Origin of the sequence: Microbacterium sp. E-13 (assembly GCF_049912955.1) — a bacterium.
Taxonomy (GTDB): domain Bacteria; phylum Actinomycetota; class Actinomycetes; order Actinomycetales; family Microbacteriaceae; genus Microbacterium.
Genome location: NZ_CP183973.1, coordinates 1,213,053 through 1,233,749 on the forward strand (window position 1 = coordinate 1,213,053; position 20,697 = coordinate 1,233,749).

The following is a 20,697-nucleotide window of genomic DNA, read 5'->3' on the forward strand; positions in this document are numbered from 1 at the left end:
AGCGATGCTCGTCCCATGGTGATGGCGATCCTGGTGGCCCTGCGGGAGGCGTGCGCCGATGCGCTCGCGCTCCTGCTTCCCGTCTCGTGCGCCGGATGCGGGGAACCCGATGTCTCGCTGTGCGAACGGTGCGCGCTCGCCCTCGTCCCGGACCCGCGACGCACGCGTGTGCCGGCCCCGGGCGGGGATGTCGTGGTGTGGAGCGGACTGGCGTTCGACGGCGTCGCCGCCCGTGTGGTCCGTGCGATCAAGGAGGACGGACGCACCGGACTCGCCGTCTCACTGGCACCGGCCCTTCACGCGGCTCTCGCCCGCGTGGGAGCGCACGACGCGGTCCTGGTGCCGATGCCGACCTCGCGAGCGGCGTATCGCCGGCGAGGCTTCCGGGTACCGGAGGTGCTGCTGCGCCGGGCCGGTCGCCGAGGGCGCCGGCTTCTGCGTCCTGCACGCCGCACCGGCGACCAGCGGGGCCTCGATCGCGACGGCCGCCGTCGCAACGTGGCCCACAGCCTCGTAGCGGCGGACGCCTCGGGGCTGCGCGTCGTCGTGGTGGACGACGTCGTCACGACCGGTGCCAGCCTCGCCGAGGCGGTGCGCGCGCTGAGGGCCGCGGGCGCCGACGTCGTGGCCGCGGTCACGGTCGCCGCCACCCCGCGACGGCATCCCACGACCCGGTGACACTGAGCCGACGCAATCGAAACTCACACGTGACATCCCCCGGACCCCCGGCTAGCGTGGGGATGACAAGGCGACTGATGGTCCGCCCTTGGCCGGGCGGACCGGAACAAGGAGGTCAGGGATGGAAACCAGCATCGTCGGCGTGGGAGTGGGTATCACCGATCGCTTCCGCGGAGTCGTCGAGGAGAAGGCAGCCCGCATCGAGAACCTCGCGCCGCGCGCTCAACGCGTGGATGTCAAAGTCACGCACCGCGCGTATCACAACGGCCGTATGGAAGACGAGACCGTCGAGCTCACCGTGAACGGCAAGGGTCCCGTCATCCGGGCAGAGGCCACCGACGGCGACAAGTTCACCGCCCTCGATCTCGCGGTCGACAAGCTGTGCGAGCAGCTGCGCCGGGCGAAGGACAAGCGCGTCGATGCACGTAACCACCCCCGCGGTGCCAAGTTCGAGAAGGGCAGCGGTGCCATCCAGGGCATCGACGTGCAGCCCGCGTCGGTCGACGTGCTGCGCGCGGTCGCGACCGGTGAGATCCCGATCGTCACCGGCAACGAGGACGAGGACGGCTACACGCCGGTCGTCATCCGCACGAAGGAATTCCACCCCGAGTGGATGTCCGTCGAGGAGGCCGTTGACCGCATGGAGCTGGTCGGCCACGACTTCTTCCTGTTCATCGACGCACGCACCGACCACCCGAGCGTGGTCTACCGGCGCAAGGGCTGGGACTACGGCGTCATCTCGCTGACCACCCAGGCACAGCCCGAAGAACTGGCATCCTGACGCACTCTTCCCGTCGGGCGCGGCCGCTGAGGCCGCGCCCGACGCGTACGTCGGGCTGACGACCCGGCAGTCTGCCCGCGGTCACCCGGCGGCGGGGCCGCCACGGCATCCGTCAGTCGATGAAGCCGTCCAGGATGCTGCCGATCACGAGTCCGCCGAGGATGCCTCCCATGAGGTCGCCGCCGCCGCCACGGCGGCCGCCGCCCCAGCCTCCGCCGTAGCCCTGCTGACCGTAGCCCGGTGCGCCCCACTGGTCGGGCTGCGGGCGCGCCGCGTCGATGTCGCGCTGCGCGAGCTGCAGCGCCTCGCTCGCGAGGAACGCCGCGCGGCGCGCCATCGCGAACGCCTGCTCGCGATGGTCCTCGTCGATCGTGGTCACGGCGGCCGCCGACGCGCCGAGATAGCGGTCGAGGTCGAGCCGTACGCGCTCGCCCTCGGCGAACCTCGTGCGGGCGTCCGCGCCGATCCAGCCGCGGTGCCCGGCGATCACGTCACGCGAGACGGCGAGCTGGCGGTCGGCGTCGTCGATCGCGTGACGCACGTGCTCCAGAGGCGGGATCGGCCGCGCGGCGCGTTCGCGGGCCGCGGCGATGGCCGCATCCAGCCCGGCGTTCGCCTCGCGCAGGCGCGACAGCTGTTCGAACGGATCCGTGTTGACGCCTGCCGCCGGAAGCGCCGCCAGGGCGGCCTGCAGCTCTTCGATCGCCGCCTGAACGGCGGGGGAGTGGGGCTCCTTCAGAGCGACCACGAGATCGCCCCGCGAGTCCTCGACGATCGCGGCGAGGGTCGACTCGGCGCGGAGCGCCTCCACCTCGAATGTCTCGACGGCGTCGAGGAGGGTCTCGGCGCGGCGCACCGACTCCGTCGACGCCTCGAGCGCCATGTTGGCCTGCTCACGCTGTCCTGCCTCGCGGCGGCGCTCGGCCACGCCCGCGCTGTGCTCGGCGAAGCCGAGCAGCTGCTCCGCCTCGGCGGGGTTGGCGTCGATCTGCGCCAGCGCATGCGCCGAGTAGCGGGCGGCGAGTCGCTCTACGGTCGCGCGGGCATCGGGGAGCCGCAGGCGGAGGCGCGCGGCACCCGCTCGCACCTTCTCGATGATCTCGGGAGCACGACGTGCCCGTTCGATCGGAGCGGCGAGCGCCGCGGTGCGGTCGTCCAGCAGATCTTCCGCCCACTCGCACAGCTGCACGATGCGCGCGTTGCGCGTGCGGAGCTCTTCGGGGGTGTCGGGGATCTCATCGTGATTGAGCTGGTGGAGGTGGAACGCCTCCTGCATGTGCGTCCGCACCGACTCCAGAGCCTCGCGAAGCTCCTTGGTGGAACCCGGGCCGAGCTCGGCGTCGGCGAAGGCGAGCTCGTCGGTCGTGAGGCGGATGCGCTCGTCAGCCGCCACCAGCGCCTGCTGGGCGCGGCGCGCCAGGTCCGCGTCCTGCGTGTTCAGCTCTTCCTGCTCGCGCTTGCGTCTGCCCCAGAATCCGGCCATGGATCGATCCTATGGGCGCTGCCGGCAGCGGGCCGAAGCGGCCGGCCCCCGCTGTGGGAATGTTCGCGCACGGCGTGAGAACGCCCCCGGGGTACCGCCGTATCAGGAGATCCGGCGGCAACAGGAGGATCTGTGGTGGATCGTCCTGCGTCCGCGAGATCTCCTGATCTCGATCACCCTCAGCCGTCGGTGCGCTTGTGGCGCGGCTTGCGCGCCGGACGGTCGTCGCCGTACGAGCCCCGCGAGCCGGAATCGCGGTACGACCCGCGCGAACCCCGGTCGTCGCGGTCGGAGCCGAACGCCGCGTCCTTGCGGCGCTGGGGGCGCCCGGTGTCGGGCCGCAGCTCGATGAGCTGCCCCGAGATCCGGGTGTCCGCGAGCCGGTCGAGGGCCTCCCGTGACAGGTTGGCGGGGAGTTCCACGAGCGAGAAGTCGGGCATGATCTTGATCGCGCCGAAGTCGTCGCGGCGCAGGCCGCCCTCGTTGGCGAGCGCGCCGACGATCTGGCGAGGCTCGACCCGCTGCCGCTTGCCGACGGCGATGCGGTAGGTCGCGAAGCCTTCGCGCGGCGTGCGGCGCTCGCCGCGGTCGCCGCGGTCAGGACGGTCGCCGCGGTCGGGACGGTCCCCGCGGTCGGCGCGGTCGGTGCGCTCGCGACGCGGCGACGGCTCCGGGTCGGGCTCCAGCAGCAGCGGCGTCTGGCCCTGCGCGACCACCGCGAGGGCGGCGGCCACGTCGACCTCGGGCACGTCGTGGTTGCGGACATAGTGCGAGACGATGTCGCGGAAGGCCTCGATACGCTCGGCCTCGCCCAGGGCGGCGGTGATGCGGTCGTCGAAGCGCGAGAGGCGGGTCACGTTGACCTCGTCGACGCTCGGCAGCGGGATCTCGGTCAGCTCCTGCCGCGTCGCGCGCTCGATCATCTTCACCAGGCCCCGCTCGCGAGGCGTGACGAAGCTGATCGCGTCGCCCGAGCGCCCGGCGCGACCGGTGCGGCCGATGCGGTGCACGTAGGACTCGGCATCCGTCGGAATGTCGTAGTTGACGACGTGCGACACGCGCTCGACGTCGAGTCCGCGGGCGGCGACATCGGTGGCGACCAGGATGTCGAGCTTGCCCGACTTGAGCTGGTTGACGGTCTTCTCTCGCTGGGGCTGGGCGATGTCGCCGTTGATCGCGGCCGCGGAGTAGCCACGTGCGCGGAGCTTCTCCGCGATCTCCTCGGTGACCGAGCGCGTGCGGCCGAAGACGATCATGCCGTCGAAGTTCTCGACCTCGAGGATGCGCGTCAGGGCGTCCATCTTCTGCTGCCACGCCGTGACGAGGTAGCGCTGCGCGATGTTGGCGGAGGTCTGGGTCTTCGCCTTGACGGTGATCTCTTCGGGGTCGTGCAGGTACTGCTTCGCCATGCGGCGGATCTGAGCCGGCATCGTCGCGGAGAAGAGCGCGACCTGCTTGGTCTCGGGGGTCTCGGCGAGGATCGTCTCGACGTCCTCTGCGAACCCCATCTTGAGCATCTCGTCCGCTTCGTCGAGCACGAGGTACTGCAGCTCGGAGAGGTCGAGAGTGCCCTTCTCGAGATGGTCGATGATGCGGCCGGGGGTGCCCACGACGACATGCACGCCGCGGCGGAGCGCCGAAAGCTGCACTCCGTAGCCCTGTCCGCCGTAGACCGGGAGGATGTGCACGTCCTTCAGATGACCGGCGTACTTCTCGAACGCCTCGCAGACCTGCAGGGCGAGCTCACGCGTGGGGGCGAGCACGAGCGCCTGCGGGGTCTTCTGCGACAGCTCAAGCCGGTCGATGATCGGCAGCGCGAAAGCGGCCGTCTTCCCGGTTCCGGTCTGCGCCATGCCCACGACGTCGCGGCCGCCGAGGAGCGTCGGTATCGTCGCCGCCTGGATCGCCGACGGCGTCTCGTAGCCGATGTCCTTCAGCGCCTTGAGGACGGGCTGGCCCAGCCCGAGGTCGGAGAAGGTCATCGCTGCGGGCTCGGTCGGAGCCTCGTTGTCGATCTGGTCGGCGTTCGTGTGCACAGTTCAGCGTAGCGGGAGCCGCCTGGGAGGCGACAGGATGCCGCTTCCCCGCGCCCGCGTCAGGCGATCGGCGCCGCGGTGAGCGTGGCGCCGCGCGCCTGGCCTCCAGTCGGGCGGCCCCGTTTGGGCTTCTCCGTGGAGAGCTCCAGCGCTATGGCCCGATCGGGGTGGAGCGCCAGGCGCTCCTCGCAGCGGTCGAGCCAGCGCAGCTCGGCCTCCGCGGCGAAGGTCATCGAGTCGACCACCAGCGTCCACGCCAGCTCCTCCGGGCCGCCGTGGCTCGTCCCGCCGTACGTCGCGCGGCCGAGCTCCTCCAGCTGCGCGAGCGAGGCGCGGCGCTGGGTCCGGATGATCGCCGACACGTCGGCGCCCGGCAGGGTGGCGGCGACGGCGAGCTTGATCGCGAGCTCGTCGCGCGTGCCGTGGCCACGGTGGACCGCGGAGGCGAGCCAGTCGCGCACCTCGGCGGCTCCGGCATCCGTGATCCGCCAGTAGACGTGACCGTGCTCGTCGACATCGCCCTTCTCGACCAGTCCGTCCCGCTCGAGGCGGTCGAGCGTGTTGTAGATCTGGCCGACGTTCAGCGGCCACGTCGAGCCGGTGCGGCGGTCGAACTCCGCGCGCAGCTGGTACCCGTAGCAGGGGCCCTGGGCGAGGATCGCCAGCAGGCTCTGTCGGACGGACATGGCGACTCCTTCGAACGAGCGGCTTCTCGTCTCCGTGCGGGCATACCGGGTATGTATTTGCCGAGTATAAGGAAGCCCGCCGCCGCGCCCTGCACACCCAGCGCACACCAAGGTCACAGGTGGATAACATAGGCAGGTATGCCTGGGGCCATGCACCCGGGCGGCATCGGCGCCGTTGCGTCGCACCTCTACTTGGAAGATGGAGACACTCCGTGGCCAACCCCCTCGAGAAACTGCTTCGCGCCGGCGAGGGTCGCATCCTCCGGCGGCTCCAGCAGGTGGTGAAGGCCGTCGGCGCCCTCGAAGAGGACTACGAGCACCTCACGGACGAAGAGCTGCGCGGGGAGACCGCTGAACTGCGGGCCCGCTACCAGGCCGGCGAGACTCTCGACCAGCTCATGCCCGAGGCGTTCGCCGCCGTACGGGAGGCGGCGAAGCGCACTCTCGGCCAGCGCGCCTACGACGTGCAGATCATGGGCGGCGCCGCCCTGCACCTCGGCAACATCGCCGAGATGAAGACCGGTGAGGGCAAGACGCTCACGGGCGCCTTCCCCGTGTACCTCAACGCCATCGCCGGCGAAGGCGTGCACGTGGTCACCGTCAACGACTTCCTCGCGTCGTACCAGTCGGAGCTCATGGGCCGCATCTACCGGGCCCTCGGCATGACCACCGGCACGATCGTCGCGGGTCAGACGCCCGAAGTCCGCCGCGAGCAGTACAACGCCGACATCACGTACGGCACGAACAACGAGTTCGGCTTCGACTACCTGCGCGACAACATGGCGTGGCGCAAGGAGGACCTCGTCCAGCGCGGCCACTTCTATGCGATCGTCGACGAGGTCGACTCGATCCTCATCGACGAGGCGCGCACGCCGCTCATCATCTCGGGGCCCTCGTCGGGTGAGGCCAACCGCTGGTTCGTCGAGTTCGCCAAGATCGCCAAGACCCTCGAGGCGGGCGTCGACTACGAGGTCGACGAGAAGAAGCGCACCATCGGCGTGCTCGAGCCCGGCATCGAGAAGGTCGAGGACTACCTCGGCATCGACAACCTGTACGAGTCGGCGAACACCCCGCTCATCTCGTTCCTCAACAACTCCATCAAGGCGCTGGCCCTGTTCAAGCGCGACACCGACTACGTCGTGATGAACGACGAGGTCATGATCGTCGACGAGCACACCGGCCGCATCCTGGTCGGCCGCCGCTACAACGAGGGCATCCACCAGGCGATCGAGGCCAAGGAGGCGGTGCCGGTCAAGGCCGAGAACCAGACGCTCGCGACAGTCACCCTGCAGAACTACTTCCGCCTCTACCAGAAGCTGGCGGGCATGACCGGTACTGCCGAGACCGAGGCGGCCGAGTTCATGTCGACCTACCAGCTCGGCGTCGTGCCGATCCCGACCAACAAGCCGATGATCCGCAAGGACCAGGCCGACCTCGTCTACAAGAACGAGACGGCGAAGTTCGCGCAGGTCGTCGAAGACATCGCCAAGCGCCACGAGTCCGGGCAGCCCGTGCTCGTGGGCACGGTGAGCGTCGAGAAGAGCGAGTACCTGTCGCGCCTGCTGGCGAAGAAGGGCATCAAGCACGAGGTTCTGAACGCGAAGAACCACGCGCGCGAGGCCGAGATCGTCGCCCGCGCCGGACGCCTCGGCGCCGTCACGGTCGCCACCAACATGGCCGGCCGCGGCACCGACATCATGCTCGGCGGCAACGCGGAGTTCCTCGCGGTGCAGGAGATGAAGAGCAAGGGACTCGATCCCGTCGAGACGCCCGACGACTACGAGGCCGAGTGGGATGCGGTCTACGAGTCGATGCGCGACAGGGTCGCCGAGGAGAGCACCAAGGTCGTGGAATCGGGCGGCCTCTACGTGCTCGGGACCGAACGCCACGAGTCGCGCCGGATCGACAACCAGCTGCGCGGTCGCTCGGGTCGTCAGGGCGACCCCGGCGAGAGCCGCTTCTATCTGTCGCTCACCGACGACCTCATGCGCCTGTTCCAGTCCGGCGCCGCCGAGGCGATCATCGCGCGCACCAACTTCCCCGACGACGTCGCGATCGAATCCGGCATGGTCACCCGCGCGATCAAGTCGGCGCAGTCCCAGGTCGAGGCGCGCAATGCCGAGATCCGCAAGAACGTCCTGAAGTACGACGACGTCCTCAACCGTCAGCGCGAGGCGATCTACTCCGATCGCCGTCATATCCTGCAGGGCGACGACATCGCCGACCGCGTGCAGCACTTCATCGAAGACGCCATCAACGCCGTCATCGACGACCACACGGGTTCCGGGCACAGTGAGAACTGGGATTTCGACGCCCTCTGGACCGAGCTCAAGACGCTCTATCCGGTCGGCGTGACCATCGACGAGGTCGTCGCGGAGGCTTCGGGGCGCAAGGGCGGCATCACCGCCGAAGGGCTCAAGCGCGAGATCCTCTCCGACGCCCGCATCGCGTACGAGAACCGCCAGGCGACGCTCGGCGAGGCTGCCACGCGTGAGCTCGAGCGCCGGGTGGTGCTGCAGGTGCTCGACCGCCGCTGGCGTGACCACCTCTACGAGATGGACTACCTCAAGGACGGCATCGGCCTGCGGGCGATGGCCCAGCGCGACCCGCTCATCGAGTACCAGCGCGAGGGCTACCAGATGTTCCAGGCCATGATGGGGCAGATCAAGGAGGAGTCGGTCGGCTACCTCTACAACCTCGAGGTCGAGGTTCGCCGTCAGGGCGAGGGCGACGCCGATCAGGTCACCCAGGTCGAGGCGAAGGGTCTGGGGGCGCAGCCCGTCGAGGGCCAGCGGCTGCAGTACTCGGCGGCCAACGACGCCGGCGAGGTGGAGGTGCGCAACGAGCGCGGCCAGGTTCAGCAGGCTGCGACTTCGCGTCTGCGTCAGGCGGCGGCAGCGGCCGCCGCGGCGCCCGCGCAGCAGGCACCCGCTGCCGAGCCGCAGCGCGGAGCCTTCGGCCAGCGGACGGATGCCGAAGCCCCCGCCGGCCAGCCCGCTCAGCTGAACCGCGCCCAGCGCCGCGCCGCCGAGCAGCGGAAGAAGTAGCGGCATCCCGGCCCGGCGTCGAGGCCGGGCCGAGGCATCCGCTCGCCCTGATCAGGAGATCTGGCGGACGCAGGACGATCTCGCGCAGACCGTCCTGTTGTCGCCAGATCTCCTGATTTCGACAATGGGCAGGCGGGCCAGCGGGCGTCCATTGGCCCTCATCGCCCCCCGATATCCTGAAGCGATGAGTCCCCTCCGCCCCCTCGACCAGTCGAGCAAGCTCCAGAACGTTCTCTACGAGATCCGCGGTGCGGCACTGGCCGAGGCCGACCGGCTGCAGGACGAGGGACACACGATCCTCAAGCTCAACACCGGCAACCCGGCGGTGTTCGGCTTCGAGGCGCCGTTCCAGATCGTGCGCGACATGATCGAGGCCGTCCCGCACGCGCACGGCTACAGCGACAGCAAGGGCATCATGCCCGCCCGTCGCGCTGTCGTGTCGCGGTACGAGCAGGTGGCGGGCTTCCCGCAGTTCGATCCTGACGATGTCTACCTCGGCAACGGCGTCTCCGAACTCATCACGATGACGATGCAGGCGCTCCTCGACGAGGGCGACGAGGTGCTCATCCCCGCGCCGGACTACCCCCTCTGGACCGCCATGACGAGTCTCGCGGGCGGCACCCCGGTGCACTACCGCTGCGACCCCGACGACGAGTGGCAGCCGTCGCTCGAAGACATCCGCGCGAAGGTGACGCCCCGTACCAAGGCGATCGTCGTGATCAACCCCAACAATCCCACGGGTGCGGTCTACTCCAAGGAGGTGCTCGAGGGCATCGTCGAGATCGCCCGCGAGAACTCGCTCCTGCTGCTGTCGGACGAGATCTACGACCGCATCCTCTACGACGAGGCCCGGCACATCCCGCTCGCGACCCTCGCGCCCGACCTGCTGTGCCTGACGTTCAACGGCCTCTCCAAGACGTACCGCGTTGCGGGATACCGGTCTGGCTGGCTCGTCATCACCGGGCCGAAGAAGCATGCGGCGGGCTTCCTCGAAGGCATCCAGTTGCTGGCTTCCACGCGGCTGTGCCCCAACGTGCCCGCTCAGCACGCCGTTCAGGCGGCGCTCTCGGGTGTTCAGTCGATCGACGCGCTGATCGCGCCCGAGGGGCGCCTTCATGAGCAGCGGGATGCTGCATGGGAGGGCCTCGAGCGCATCCCCGGAGTGACCTGCCTGAAGCCCAAGGGTGCGCTGTACGCCTTCCCGCGGCTCGATCCCGACGTGTACGAGATCCGCGACGACGCGAAGCTCGTCTACGACTTCCTCGTCGCGGAGCACGTGCTCCTGGTGCAGGGCACCGGCTTCAACTGGCCGACGCCCGACCACCTCCGAATCGTCACGCTGCCCGAGGCGCGCGTCCTCTCGGAGGCCATCGAGCGGCTGGGCAACTTCCTCTCGTCGTACAAGCAGTGAGCAGACGGATGCCGCGGGCCCGCGGCATCCGTCAACCCCCTCGCCTGCGCCCACCCGAGCGACGTACCGTCGCCGCATGTCCATCGAACTGAACCAGCCCGCGCTCCGCCATGCCCGCGCGCTCGTCCGGGACGGCAAGGTCGTCCGCGACGAACGGGACGACTGGTCGGAAGCAGCCCCCACGGCCGACCAGGAGAACGCGTTCATCGAGAAGCATGGGTGGACCGAGTACTCGCACTGGCATCTCGGCATCGACCGCGGTGAGAACCACGAGACGAAGGGTGCCTACTCGTTCCCGTTCGGCGACTTCTCGAAAGTGCACCGCTCGGGCGTCATCTCAGCGGAGAGCCGCGCAGGTCAGTACGACCACGATGAGATCCGCGAGGCGCTGAGATCGCTCCTGGAGCTCATCGACAAGGACACGCAGGACTGACGACCAACGCCGGTCACGTCGTCGGGCCTCGACCGTCAGGCTCTGCGTGCCGCTGCGGGCAGCGGGATGCGGCCGGGTTCAGAGGAGGGCGAGCGAGGTCGCGCGCCAGCGTCCGTCCATGCCCTCGATCCGGACAGCCAGGGCCCTCGTGCGCGCCGGTCCGCGGACGATCACGACCGCCTCGACGATGCCGTCCGCGGGGGAGGACTCGTGCACCGACATGATCGCGTGCACCGGGCGCTTCGCCGCGACACCGCGGGCGCTCCGCGCGCGGGTGGCGAGGTTGGCTCGCGTGACGAGCTTGCGATACGCATCCTCTGTGAGCCAGCGGGCCAGCTGATCCACCTCGCGCACGCCCGCGAACACCTCGAGAACACCCAGAGTCAGGTTGCGGAGGAAGGGCTCTGGAGACGGGAGCGCGGTGGACGGCGTCCGCTGCGGCGCGAAGTACTCTGCCAACTGTGCGCTGCGAGATGTGTACGGTGTGCGGGCGGCGCCTGCGGGCGTCATTGCGGTGAGTGCCAATCTCGACGAGGGGATTGTCATCCGGACAGTAGACCACACAGCGAACTCATCGGAGCAGGTAATCGGGCCCGCTGTGGATAACTCGCACGTCCCTGCGTGAACTTGTCCTACGCTCTCCGAGTGCGCTGGGACCGGTTCTTCGACGACCTCGAGGATCAGCTGGCCTCCGAATGGGAGGCGGAGCGCGCCGCGCTCGACACCGAGGCCGAACGTCTCCGGCTGTCGCGGGTCCGACTGGCCGAACGGCTCGCGCTCCTCGGGGCCCGCGACACGGCAGCGCCGCCGACGGCGGCGTTCGACCTGATCGACGGCACGACGCTCCGGGCCACCGTCAGCGGCGTCGGCGCCGACTGGGTGGCGCTTGCCGAGGGACGCACCGGCGCCGTCATCGCGCCCTTCCACGCGATCGTCGCCGTCGCGGCGCCGCATGCCGATCTTCTGCGCACGGCACGGCCGGCACCGCCGCGCTCGCCGCTCGCCGACCGGCTCACGTTCGGATTCGTCCTGCGCGACCTGGTGCGCCGACGTGCCGGGGTCGCGGTGCACCTGGCCTCGGGGCGGTCCCTCACGGGCACGATCGATCGTGCCGGGGCTGATCACCTCGACCTCGCACTGCACGAGCCGGGAGCGCCGCGGCGAGCAGACGCCGTCGCGGGCTACCGGATCGTTCCGTTCAGCGCCGTCGCCTGGATACGCGCGGACGAGGCGCCCAGGTTGCCGTGACGCGAACGCCGGACGGTTCGTCGCGCAGAGGCGGAACGCGAGCGTTTCAGTCGGGATTGCGGACGATGCCGGTGCCCCACAGTTCCGGGAAGCTCGCCGTCTGGGACTGCTGCCAGAGCGCCATGCGCCGCGCCTCTTCGGCCTGGTCGTCGAGGTAGTCGGCGACGCTCGCGGCATCGATGCGCCACCGCGCCGGTGCGCCCACGCGGTAACCGCGCAGACGGCCCTCCTGAACGAGCGCCATGACCTCGTCGACCGAGACGCCGAGCACCTCGCCCACCTGAGCGGGCGCGAGCAGCCGCACCTCAGAGGTCGGGTCATCGGGCATGCCCCCATTATGGACCCGCCTTCCGGGTGCGGTCCTGGCACCCCGTTGCCTGTGGATAACGCCCGACGTCTTCGCGGCGACTCGGCGACGATGGACGCATGAGCGCCGTCAGCGACCCCGTCCGCACCCCGCGTCGCGCCTTCTGGGGCGACGCACGGTTCTTTCTCGGCGTGCTGCTCGTCGCGGCATCCGTCGTGGGCGTCTGGCTCGTCATCTCCGCCGCGCGCCACACTGCGCCGGTGTACGCCGCGGCGCACACCATCGTGCCGGGCGAGGCGATCGGCGCCGGCGACCTCGAGGTCGTGGACGTCGCCCTGGGGTCGGTGGCAGGCGCGTACCTGGCCGCCGACGACCTGGGCGCGGCCGCGGTCGCCACCCGCACGATCGAGGAGGGCGAGCTGGTGCCGTCGGCATCGATCGGAGATGCCGACTCCGCGCGCACCACGAGCGTCGTCGTCCGCAGCGCGGTCGACGTGCCGGCGTCCGTTGCGGCGGGCACGGTCGTCGAGCTGTGGGCGGCGCCCTTGCTCGAGCGCGGCGTCTATGACGAACCGCGCATCCTCGTCGCCGATGCCACCGTCGTGTCGGTGACGCGCGACGAATCGATGATCGGCGGCGGGGCGGCGGCGCTCGAACTCGTGATCCCGCGTACCGACGTGTCGGCGACCCTGGCGGCCATGGCGGACGGTTCCGCCCTGTCGATCGTTCCGACGACAGGCGCCGGCTCGTGAGGATCGTCGTCGCGGTCGACGAGGCCGACTCCCTCGTCGCGGGCTTGCGACGTGAGGGGATCGACGTGATCGCGCAGGTCGCGGCATCCGCTCCCGCACTCCTGGCGGCCGACGGGATGCTGGGCGCCGAGGCCGAGACGATGCTGCGGGCTCTCGCCGACGCCGATGCACTCGTGGTCCACGTGTCCCGCGCCACGATGTCGCCGACCGTGGTCGCACTGTGCGACCGTGCGGGCACGCGGGTGCTGCCGCTCGTCGACGACCGCGCAGGAGAGCGCATCGCAGCGGCCTGCGGCCTCGAGCCGCCGCTCCCGCACCCCGTCGAGCCCTGGCACATCGCCGAAGCGCTCGCGGCCGGCCCCGCCGCGCCGGCGCCGGCCGCGCCCCGCTTGCGCCGCGGGTCATCGTCGTGTGGGGACCGGCCGGCGCGCCCGGCCGGTCGACGGTCGCGGTCGAGCTCGCGGTGGAGCTCGCGCGCGGCGGCCGACATGTCGCCCTCGTCGATGCCGACACGCATGCGCCGTCGGTGGCGCTCACGCTCGGTCTCGCCGACGAGGGCCCGGGCTTCGCGGCCGCCTGCCGGCAGGCCGATCTCGGCGGCCTCGATTCACGCGAGCTCACGCGCATCGCCGTGCCGCTCGGCCGTACGGGCGTCGACGTGCTCACCGGTATCAATCGCCCGTCGAGGTGGCCGGAACTGAGCGAGCGCAGAGTCGCCTCGGCGCTGGCCGCCTGCCGGCAGTGGGCCGACTACACCATCGTCGACGTGAGCTCATCGCTCGAGCGCGACGAAGAGATCATGAGCGACCTCGACGGCCCGCGACGCAATGCCGCCACCCTCGCGGCGCTGCGGGCGGCCGACCTCGTGGTCGCGGTGGTCGGCGCGGATCCCGTCGGGGTCGCCCGGTTCCTGCGCGGCCACGCCGACCTGCGTGCGACGCTCGGTGCGGCTCCGATCGTCGTCGTCGCGAACAAGCTCCGTCCCGGCACGCTCGGCGTCGACGCCCGCGGGCAGGTCCGCCGCATTCTCGATCGGTTCGGGGGCGTCCCCGAGGTATGGTTCCTGCCGCAGGACCCCAGATCCGCGGATGCGGCGATCCTCGCGTCGCTGCCGATCGCCGAGGTCGCCCCGCGCTCGCCGTTCACCCTCGCGCTGCGCCGCTTCGTCGGCGAAGCGGTCGTGCCGGCCCAGGCGCCGGAGTCGGCCGGGAAGGCACGGCGCCGCGGGTCCCGACACGCAAGAGCGGATTCGTCACAGACCCCGCCGCCGCGGACCGGCGCGCCGACGCGCGGGTTCTAGGCTAGATCCGTGTCGACCCTCAGCGATCTCGTGTACGCCCAGGGCCGCTCCAGTGAAGACGACGTGGAGTGGCTGCACCGTCTCGCAGGGGACGGTCAGCTCCTCGCCGATCTGGCCTTCGCCGACATCGTGCTCTGGGTGCCGACATCCGATGACTCGTTCGTCGCCGTGGCCCACACGCGCCCGGGCGGCGCGGCCACGCTGTTCTACCGCGACATCGTCGGCGACCGCGTGCGGCCGCAGTGGCGCACGCAGGTGCGCGAGGCCTTCCACACCGGAGGGATCGTCGACTCCGCCTCGCCGGACTGGTTCGAAGAGACCCCGACGCGCGTGCGCGCGGTCCCGGTGGCACGCCGGAACGGCGGGGAGGTGACAGTCATCGGCGTGCTGACGCGGCACACCAACCTCGGCGAAGCGCGCACCCCCTCGCGTCAGCAGATCACCTTCAACGACTGCGCCGACGATCTGTTCGGCATGATCGCCTCCGGTGACTTCCCCGACCTCACGGCCCCGACCTCACCACGACGGGGCGCGCCCCGCGCGTCGGACGGGCTCGTGCGCCTCGACGTCGACGGGATCACGACGTTCGCCAGCCCCAACGCGCTCTCGGCGTTCAATCGCCTGGGCTTCGACGACGAGCTCGAGGGGGAGTCGCTGGTCGAGGTGGTGACGGCCATCCTTCCGGCGAAGCGCCAGTTCGACGAGACGCTGCCGGTCGTGGTCACCGGTCGCGCGCCGTGGCGCGCCGACCTGGAGGCCCGCGGAGTGACGGTGTCGCTGCGCACGATCCCGCTGCGCGACCACGGCACCCGCATCGGCGCGATCGTGCTCTGCCGCGATGTGACCGAGATCCGCCACCAGGAGCAGGAGCTGATCACCAAGGACGCGACGATCCGGGAGATCCATCACCGCGTCAAGAACAACCTGCAGACGGTCGCGTCGCTCCTTCGCATCCAGGCTCGTCGTTCGCACACCGAAGAAGCCCGGGAGGCCCTCACGCAGGCGATGCGGCGCGTGTCGGCCATCGCCGTGGTACACGACACGCTGTCCGAGGGCCTGGCCCAGAACGTCGATTTCGATGAGGTGTTCGCCCGCGTGCTCAAGCTGGTCGCAGAGGTCGCCGCAGCTCCCAACACCCGCGCGAAGACCCACTCGACCGGACGCTTCGGCACCCTGCCGAGCGAGTACGCGACGCCGCTCGCGCTCGCTCTCACGGAGCTCGTGACCAACGCCGTCGAGCACGGCCTGGCCGGTCAGGAGGGCGATGTCGAGATCATCGCCGAGCGCAGTGACGACCGGCTCGAGGTGCGCGTGCGCGACACCGGCTCAGGTCTCCCCGAGGGGCAGGTGGGTCGTGGCCTGGGCACGCAGATCGTGCGCACGCTCATCCAGGGAGAGCTCGGCGGCACCATCGACTGGCACACCATCATGGGCAGCGGCACCGAGGTGACGATCGACATCCCGTTGCGCTACATCGAACGCGCCAAGGGCTGACGCCGGATCGCGGACGTCCGGCGGGGGAGCGCAAAGCGAGACCGGATGCCAGGGCTACGGCATCCGGTCTGCGTACGCTGAGGTCAGGAGGCGCGACGGGCGCGAGCGGCGCGGCGCTTGAGGGCACGGCGCTCGTCTTCGGAGAGCCCGCCCCATACGCCCGAGTCCTGTCCGGTCTCGAGGGCGTACTGCAGGCAGATCTCGGTGACGGTGCACCGCGCGCACACCGACTTGGCCTTCTCGATCTGGTCGACGGCCGGCCCGGTGTTCCCAACCGGGAAGAACAGTTCGGGGTCGACGGTCAGGCAGGCGGCCTTGTCGCGCCAGTCCATGGTGGTGCTCCTTGTGAGGGGGTGGGGATTGAGTGCCGGCTCGGGTCCGATACCCTGTGGGGTGTGCGAGATGACTCGCCCCACGTCGCTGTGGGAGCACACGGCTTCACCAATCGTCCCATAGCGGTTTACCTGAATCAAGGGTTCCCCGGCGGGTTTGTGTAGGACTTGCTGAGTGTTCCCCGGGCGGTATGGAGGGTACGCACAAACGATCGTGAGCCGGAAAGGGAGTCGACGAAGTATGCGGACAAACCTGTCCGGAAGGATCGCCGCGGTGCTCGTGGGGCTCGAGGGGCTGGGTCTGGCAGCGCTCCTCGTGCGCGAGATCGCCGCCATCGCCGGCGGTGACACCGGCTCGATCCAAAGCGCGGTGGCCCTCATGGTGCTCACCCTCGCGGGTGCGGCGGCGGTCGTCGCGTTCGCCGTCGCCATCTGGCGGGGTCAGTCGTGGGGCCGCTCGGGCGCGATCGTCACGCAGCTGCTGATCCTCGCCGTGGCGCTCGGGGCCGCGACCGGTGCCTTCGCCGAGCCCGTGGCGGCGCTGGTGCTCGCTGTTCCGGCCCTGCTCGTGCTCGTGCTGCTGGTCCTCGCCGTGCGGGGCGCCGGCCGCTCCGCGCCGGGGCCGGGCGACGCGGGCGCCGACGACGGGCGCTCGGGCTAGACGCCGAGCAGCGTGCGCAGCCGAGCGACGTGCCCGGTGGCGCGCACGTTGTACAGCGTCTGCGTGAGGCGGCCCTTCTCATCGATCACGAACGTCGAGCGGATGACGCCCATGAACGTCTTGCCGTAGTTGACCTTCTCGCCCCATACCGCGTACTTCTCGTGCACCGCATGGTCGGGGTCGCTCAACAGGTCGTACGTGAGGCCGTCGCGCTCGCGGAATCGGCGCAACTTCTCGGGAAGGTCGCGCGAGATACCGAGGACGGTGTAGCCCGCCGCCTGCAGTGGGGCGATGCTGTCGCGGAAGTCGCACGCCTCTTTGGTGCAGCCCGGCGTCATCGCCTCGGGGTAGAAGAACAGGATCACGCGACCGCCGCGCAGGTCCTTCAGCGTCACGGCCCGGTCGTCCTGGTCGACGAGGGTGAAGGCGGGGGCGAGGGAGCCGGGTTCGAGGCGCGTCGTGGTCACCTCTCCACCTTAAGCGCCGGGCTCCTGCGCCTTCTTCGCGAACGTCTCGAGCAGTCGCTGCAGGGAATCCAGCCGCGCCGGGCCGCCGGGGCCGAGTCTGCCCTCCGCCACGGCCTCGACGATGGCGCAGTCGGGGGCGTCCGGCAGGTGCGTGCAGCCGCGGGGACACTCCTGGGCGATCTGGTCGAGGTCGGTGAACGCGCGGAGGATGTTCGCCGGGTCGACGTGGCCGAGGCCGAAGGAGCGGACGCCAGGAGTGTCGATGACCCAGCCGTTGCCGCCCTCGCCCCGGTAGCGGAGCGAGACCGTCGAGCTGGACGTGTGCCGACCGCGCCCGGTGACGACGTTCACGTGGCCCGTCGCGCGCCGCGCATCCGGCACGAGTGCGTTCACCAGTGTCGACTTGCCGACGCCGGAGTGACCGACGAAGACGGTGGAGTGGCCGGCGAGGGCCGCCCCGATGCGCTGGAGCGGCATCTCCTCGCGACCGCTGGTGAACACCTCGAGGTCGAGGCCTTCGAAGTGCGCGAGGAACTCGGCGGGGTCGGCGAGGTCGGTCTTCGTCACGACGAGCAGAGGACGGATGCCGGCATCCAGGGCCGCCACCAGGTACCGGTCCACGAGCCTGGCGCGCGGCTCGGGATCGGCGGCGGCGACCACCACCAGCATCTGGTCGGCGTTGGCGACGATCACCCGCTCCACCTGGTCGGTGTCGTCGGCGCTGCGCCGCAGCAGCGAGATGCGGTCCTCGATGCCGACGATGCGCGCGAGTGTGCCCTGGTCGCCCGACGCGTCGCCGACGACGCGGGCGCGATCGCCTGTGACGATCGGCGTCTTGCGCAACTCACGGGCGCGAGCGGCGTGCACCGTACGCTCGCCGGGAAGGTCTTCGTCGACCAGAACGGTGTAACGGCCACGGTCCACACCGAGCACGCGGGCGATCTCGGCATCGCTGTGCGCCGGGCGCCGTTTGGTGCGGGGACGGTTGGCCTTCGGGTTGGGACGCACGCGCACGTCGGCCTCGTCGAACTCCGGCTCTTCCTCGTCGTCGAGATCGTCGAGCCAGCTCACGCCGTCGTTCCGCTCATGGGGTCGTCCCGCTCATCGACCTTCTCGCTCACGTCTGGGTCGCGTCATCGTCGTCATGGGGTCGTTCCGCGAAGGCCGTCGCGCCGCCTCATGAGGCGCGCATCGTCTCCTCGGAGAGGCCGTCCTCGGCGTGGTGGCCTTCGAGCATGCGCTGCCAGATCGCCGCGAACTGGGGCATCGTCTTGGCGGTCGTGCCGATGTCGTCGACTTCGATCCCCGCGACCGCGAGGCCGATGAGAGCACCGGTCGTCGCCATGCGGTGGTCGTGGTAGGTGTGCCAGGTGCCGCCGTGCAGCGGGCGGGGCACGATGCGGATGCCGTCGGGCAACTCCTCGGCCTCGCCGCCCAGCCCGCGCAGCTCGGCGACGAGCGCCGCGATGCGGTCGGTCTCGTGGCCGCGGATGTGCCCGATGCCGTGGAGCGTCGACGGCGAGTCCGCGAAGGCCGCCAGGGCGAAGATCGTGGGCGTGAGCTCGCCGGCGGCCGAGAGGTCGAGATCGACGCCCTGGATGCTGGAGCCCGCCGTGACCGTGAGCGCGCCGCCGCGGCGGACGACCCGTGCGCCCATGAGGGACAGGATCTCGGTGAGCATCGCACCGGGCTGCGTCGAGTGAGCAGGCCACCCGGTGACCGCCACCGAGCCGCCGGCGACCATCGCCGCCGCGAGGAACGGCGCCGCGTTCGACAGGTCGGGCTCGATGGCGACGTCCTTGCCGCGGATCGGGCCGGCGGGCACGATCCACTCGCCGATCGCCGGACGCTCGACGTGGACGCCGCGGTGCGCCAGCGCCTCGACGGTCATGTCGATGTGCGGGATGCTCGGCAGCCGGTCGCCCGAATGCCGCAGCTGCAGTCCGACGTCGAAGCGCGGCGCGGCCAGGAGCAGACCCGACACGAACTGGCTCGATGCGCTGGCGTCGATGGTCACCTCGCCACCGCGCACGTGACCGTGGCCGCGGATGGTGAAGGGGAGAGCCCAGTGCCCGCCGTCGTCGATGTCGACGCCGACGTCGCGGAGGGCCGAGATCATCGCGCCCATGGGACGGTGCAGCGCACTCTCGTGCGCGGTGAGCGTCACGTCGCCGCGGGCGAAGCCGCCGAGACCGGCGACGAAGCGCATCACCGTGCCCGCCTGCCCGGAGTTCACCTCGGTGTCGCCGTGCAGCGGCCAGACCGGGGTCACCTCGATGTCGTCGCCGTACGTGCCGGAACCCTCGATGAACTCGAACCCGACGCCGAGCGCGCGCAGCGCATCGATCATGCGGGCCGAGTCGTCGGAGTGGAGGGGGCCGAGCAGACGGCTCGGGCCGTCGGCCAACGCGGCCAGGATCAGCTCGCGGTTCGTCAGCGATTTCGAACCGGGAACGGTCACGGTGGCCAGCAGAGGGCCGTCCGCCACCGGGGCGTGCCAGGGGCCGCGCTCGATCGGCGCGGAGGTGGGGGAATACCCGTCGGCTGTCATCGGGTTCTACCCTAACGAACCGGATCGACACCGACCGGGAGCCACCACGAAGCGGAGCCGGATGTTCGCCACTCTTGATCGCCTGAACACAGAGGTGACCCTGCACGAGGAGCCCGTCATGAGGGTCTCGGCCGGCTTTGATACGGCCGCCGTAGACTGGCGCGTGATGAGCGACTCGACCGAACAGGCTGCCCCGACGGAGCAGGAGCAGGAGCAGGACCCGCGTGCGCAGTTCGAAGAGCAGGCGCTGCCCTTCATGGACCAGCTTTACGCCGCGGCGATGCGCATGACCCGCAACCCCGCGGATGCCGCGGACCTGGTGCAGGAGACGTTCGTCAAGGCGTTCGCGTCATGGAAGACCTTCACGCAGGGCACCAATCTCAAGGCGTGGCTCTACCGGATCCTCACGAATACCTACATCAACACCTATCGCAAGAAGCAGCGCGAGCCCTACCAGGGCACGATCGACGAGCTCGAGGACTGGCAGCTCGGGGGCGCGGAGTCGACGACCGCGACCAGCAGCCGCTCGGCAGAGGCCGAGGCGATCGACCACATGCCCGCGTCGGTCGTGAAGGACGCGCTGCAGTCCATCCCGGAGGATTTCCGGCTGGCGGTGTACCTCGCGGACGTCGAGGGCTTCGCCTACCAGGAGATCGCCGACATCATGAAGACCCCCATCGGCACGGTCATGAGCCGTCTGCATCGTGGCAGGCGCATGCTTCGTGAACTGCTGGCCGACTACGCGAAAGAGCGCGGCATCGCCACTGCCGCCACAAGGAGCACGAAATGACGGACTGCGGCTGCGAGAAGGCGCGACGCGACCTCGAAGAATACCTGCGCAACGAGGTCTGCAAGACCCAGCACTCGGACATCGCCGAGCACCTCGAGCACTGCGCGGAATGCCGCAGCGAGGCGCTCGTCGCGCGCACCCTCACCGAGGTGGTGGCGCGCGCATGCAAGGAGACGGCACCGGAGGAGCTTCGCGACCAGGTGCTGGCGAGGCTGCGAGCGGTCCAGGCCGCTCACTGAC

Annotated in this window: 21 protein-coding genes; 12 read left to right on the forward strand and 9 right to left on the reverse strand. The window is 70.3% G+C overall.

The features are described 5' to 3' along the window. The first annotated feature begins 15 nt into the window (after positions 1–15). The gene (locus ACN9MP_RS05420; protein ID WP_426324295.1) at positions 16–678 is read left to right on the forward strand and encodes a phosphoribosyltransferase family protein; all 663 of its coding nucleotides are present in this window, start codon (positions 16–18) and stop codon (positions 676–678) included. 121 nt (positions 679–799) lie between these two features. Next, complete coding sequence (gene hpf / locus ACN9MP_RS05425) at positions 800–1,459, forward strand: ribosome hibernation-promoting factor, HPF/YfiA family (protein WP_426324296.1); 660 nt, start codon at positions 800–802, stop codon at positions 1,457–1,459. A 112-nt stretch (positions 1,460–1,571) separates the two neighbouring features. Here the strand turns inward: hpf and ACN9MP_RS05430 are convergent, their stop codons facing one another. From ACN9MP_RS05430 to ACN9MP_RS05440, 3 genes are all read right to left on the reverse strand, one after another. Then, positions 1,572–2,942, reverse strand: a complete 1,371-nt coding sequence (locus ACN9MP_RS05430; RefSeq protein WP_426324297.1) for a hypothetical protein — start codon at positions 2,940–2,942, stop codon at positions 1,572–1,574. A gap of 179 nt (positions 2,943–3,121) precedes the next feature. Next, complete coding sequence (locus ACN9MP_RS05435) at positions 3,122–4,924, reverse strand: DEAD/DEAH box helicase (RefSeq protein ID WP_426325924.1); 1,803 nt, start codon at positions 4,922–4,924, stop codon at positions 3,122–3,124. Between the two features lie 113 nt (positions 4,925–5,037). Beyond that, positions 5,038–5,664: a PadR family transcriptional regulator gene (locus ACN9MP_RS05440; protein WP_426324298.1), complete on the reverse strand. Its 627-nt coding sequence runs from the start codon at positions 5,662–5,664 to the stop codon at positions 5,038–5,040. A gap of 212 nt (positions 5,665–5,876) precedes the next feature. Between ACN9MP_RS05440 and secA the strand changes: the two genes are divergently transcribed. The 3 genes from secA (at position 5,877) to ACN9MP_RS05455 (ending at position 10,555) form a co-directional block, all read left to right on the forward strand. Continuing rightward, positions 5,877–8,711: a preprotein translocase subunit SecA gene (gene secA, locus ACN9MP_RS05445; RefSeq protein WP_426324299.1), complete on the forward strand. Its 2,835-nt coding sequence runs from the start codon at positions 5,877–5,879 to the stop codon at positions 8,709–8,711. A 184-nt stretch (positions 8,712–8,895) separates the two neighbouring features. Continuing rightward, positions 8,896–10,122, forward strand: a complete 1,227-nt coding sequence (locus tag ACN9MP_RS05450; RefSeq protein WP_426324300.1) for a pyridoxal phosphate-dependent aminotransferase — start codon at positions 8,896–8,898, stop codon at positions 10,120–10,122. Between the two features lie 76 nt (positions 10,123–10,198). Next, entirely contained in the window at positions 10,199–10,555 is a 357-nt protein-coding gene (locus ACN9MP_RS05455; protein WP_426324301.1) for a hypothetical protein, read from the forward strand. 78 nt (positions 10,556–10,633) lie between these two features. Here the strand turns inward: ACN9MP_RS05455 and ACN9MP_RS05460 are convergent, their stop codons facing one another. After that, on the reverse strand, positions 10,634–11,065 hold the full coding sequence (locus ACN9MP_RS05460) for an Rv3235 family protein (protein WP_426325926.1): 432 nt from the start codon (positions 11,063–11,065) through the stop codon (positions 10,634–10,636). Positions 11,066–11,200: 135 nt separating this feature from the next. Here ACN9MP_RS05460 and ACN9MP_RS05465 point away from each other — a divergent pair, with 135 nt between their 5' ends. Then, on the forward strand, positions 11,201–11,803 hold the full coding sequence (locus ACN9MP_RS05465; protein ID WP_426324302.1) for a hypothetical protein: 603 nt from the start codon (positions 11,201–11,203) through the stop codon (positions 11,801–11,803). Between the two features lie 46 nt (positions 11,804–11,849). Here ACN9MP_RS05465 and ACN9MP_RS05470 read toward each other — a convergent pair whose 3' ends face one another. Beyond that, entirely contained in the window at positions 11,850–12,131 is a 282-nt protein-coding gene (locus ACN9MP_RS05470; RefSeq protein WP_426324303.1) for a helix-turn-helix domain-containing protein, read from the reverse strand. A 98-nt stretch (positions 12,132–12,229) separates the two neighbouring features. On the opposite strand from ACN9MP_RS05470, the gene ACN9MP_RS05475 reads away from it, so the two are divergent. The 3 genes from ACN9MP_RS05475 to ACN9MP_RS05485 all read left to right on the forward strand — a co-directional run bounded on the left by ACN9MP_RS05475 (position 12,230) and on the right by ACN9MP_RS05485 (position 15,656). Continuing rightward, complete coding sequence (locus ACN9MP_RS05475; RefSeq protein ID WP_426324304.1) at positions 12,230–12,862, forward strand: SAF domain-containing protein; 633 nt, start codon at positions 12,230–12,232, stop codon at positions 12,860–12,862. 409 nt (positions 12,863–13,271) lie between these two features. Further along, positions 13,272–14,162, forward strand: a complete 891-nt coding sequence (locus ACN9MP_RS05480; RefSeq protein WP_426324305.1) for an AAA family ATPase — start codon at positions 13,272–13,274, stop codon at positions 14,160–14,162. A 9-nt stretch (positions 14,163–14,171) separates the two neighbouring features. Beyond that, positions 14,172–15,656, forward strand: coding sequence for a sensor histidine kinase (locus ACN9MP_RS05485; protein WP_426324306.1), 1,485 nt, complete (start codon positions 14,172–14,174; stop codon positions 15,654–15,656). An 83-nt stretch (positions 15,657–15,739) separates the two neighbouring features. Here the strand turns inward: ACN9MP_RS05485 and ACN9MP_RS05490 are convergent, their stop codons facing one another. Continuing rightward, positions 15,740–15,988, reverse strand: coding sequence for a WhiB family transcriptional regulator (locus ACN9MP_RS05490; protein WP_018171995.1), 249 nt, complete (start codon positions 15,986–15,988; stop codon positions 15,740–15,742). Between the two features lie 274 nt (positions 15,989–16,262). On the opposite strand from ACN9MP_RS05490, the gene ACN9MP_RS05495 reads away from it, so the two are divergent. Beyond that, positions 16,263–16,649: a histidine kinase gene (locus ACN9MP_RS05495; RefSeq protein WP_426324307.1), complete on the forward strand. Its 387-nt coding sequence runs from the start codon at positions 16,263–16,265 to the stop codon at positions 16,647–16,649. Here ACN9MP_RS05495 and bcp read toward each other — a convergent pair. The 3 genes from bcp to aroA form a co-directional block, all read right to left on the reverse strand. Beyond that, the gene (gene bcp, locus ACN9MP_RS05500) at positions 16,646–17,116 is read right to left on the reverse strand and encodes a thioredoxin-dependent thiol peroxidase (protein WP_426324308.1); all 471 of its coding nucleotides are present in this window, start codon (positions 17,114–17,116) and stop codon (positions 16,646–16,648) included. The two genes, ACN9MP_RS05495 and bcp, sit on opposite strands and share 4 nt — an antisense overlap. A 9-nt stretch (positions 17,117–17,125) precedes the next feature. Then, positions 17,126–18,187: a ribosome small subunit-dependent GTPase A gene (gene rsgA / locus ACN9MP_RS05505; RefSeq protein WP_426324309.1), complete on the reverse strand. Its 1,062-nt coding sequence runs from the start codon at positions 18,185–18,187 to the stop codon at positions 17,126–17,128. Between the two features lie 106 nt (positions 18,188–18,293). After that, positions 18,294–19,667: a 3-phosphoshikimate 1-carboxyvinyltransferase gene (gene aroA, locus ACN9MP_RS05510; protein ID WP_426324310.1), complete on the reverse strand. Its 1,374-nt coding sequence runs from the start codon at positions 19,665–19,667 to the stop codon at positions 18,294–18,296. Positions 19,668–19,785: 118 nt separating this feature from the next. On the opposite strand from aroA, the gene ACN9MP_RS05515 reads away from it, so the two are divergent. Continuing rightward, positions 19,786–20,457, forward strand: a complete 672-nt coding sequence (locus ACN9MP_RS05515) for a sigma-70 family RNA polymerase sigma factor (protein ID WP_426324311.1) — start codon at positions 19,786–19,788, stop codon at positions 20,455–20,457. Continuing rightward, positions 20,454–20,696 carry an alpha-ketoglutarate decarboxylase gene (locus tag ACN9MP_RS05520; RefSeq protein WP_426324312.1) on the forward strand — a complete coding sequence of 81 codons (243 nt, stop codon included), beginning with the start codon at positions 20,454–20,456 and terminating at the stop codon, positions 20,694–20,696. Before ACN9MP_RS05515 ends, ACN9MP_RS05520 begins: the two co-directional genes overlap by 4 nt. Position 20,697 lies beyond the last annotated feature (1 nt).

Coding starts and splice junctions, on each gene's coding strand:
- ACN9MP_RS05420 (WP_426324295.1), top strand. CDS start 16: ATGGTGATGGCGATCCTGGTGGCCCTGCGGGAGGCGTGCGCCGATGCG.
- hpf (WP_426324296.1), top strand. CDS start 800: ATGGAAACCAGCATCGTCGGCGTGGGAGTGGGTATCACCGATCGCTTC.
- ACN9MP_RS05430 (WP_426324297.1), bottom strand. CDS start 2,942: ATGGCCGGATTCTGGGGCAGACGCAAGCGCGAGCAGGAAGAGCTGAAC.
- ACN9MP_RS05435 (WP_426325924.1), bottom strand. CDS start 4,924: ATGACCTTCTCCGACCTCGGGCTGGGCCAGCCCGTCCTCAAGGCGCTG.
- ACN9MP_RS05440 (WP_426324298.1), bottom strand. CDS start 5,664: ATGTCCGTCCGACAGAGCCTGCTGGCGATCCTCGCCCAGGGCCCCTGC.
- ACN9MP_RS05450 (WP_426324300.1), top strand. CDS start 8,896: ATGAGTCCCCTCCGCCCCCTCGACCAGTCGAGCAAGCTCCAGAACGTT.
- ACN9MP_RS05455 (WP_426324301.1), top strand. CDS start 10,199: ATGTCCATCGAACTGAACCAGCCCGCGCTCCGCCATGCCCGCGCGCTC.
- ACN9MP_RS05460 (WP_426325926.1), bottom strand. CDS start 11,065: ATGACGCCCGCAGGCGCCGCCCGCACACCGTACACATCTCGCAGCGCA.
- ACN9MP_RS05470 (WP_426324303.1), bottom strand. CDS start 12,131: ATGCCCGATGACCCGACCTCTGAGGTGCGGCTGCTCGCGCCCGCTCAG.
- ACN9MP_RS05475 (WP_426324304.1), top strand. CDS start 12,230: ATGAGCGCCGTCAGCGACCCCGTCCGCACCCCGCGTCGCGCCTTCTGG.
- ACN9MP_RS05490 (WP_018171995.1), bottom strand. CDS start 15,988: ATGGACTGGCGCGACAAGGCCGCCTGCCTGACCGTCGACCCCGAACTG.
- aroA (WP_426324310.1), bottom strand. CDS start 19,667: ATGACAGCCGACGGGTATTCCCCCACCTCCGCGCCGATCGAGCGCGGC.
- ACN9MP_RS05515 (WP_426324311.1), top strand. CDS start 19,786: ATGAGGGTCTCGGCCGGCTTTGATACGGCCGCCGTAGACTGGCGCGTG.
- ACN9MP_RS05520 (WP_426324312.1), top strand. CDS start 20,454: ATGACGGACTGCGGCTGCGAGAAGGCGCGACGCGACCTCGAAGAATAC.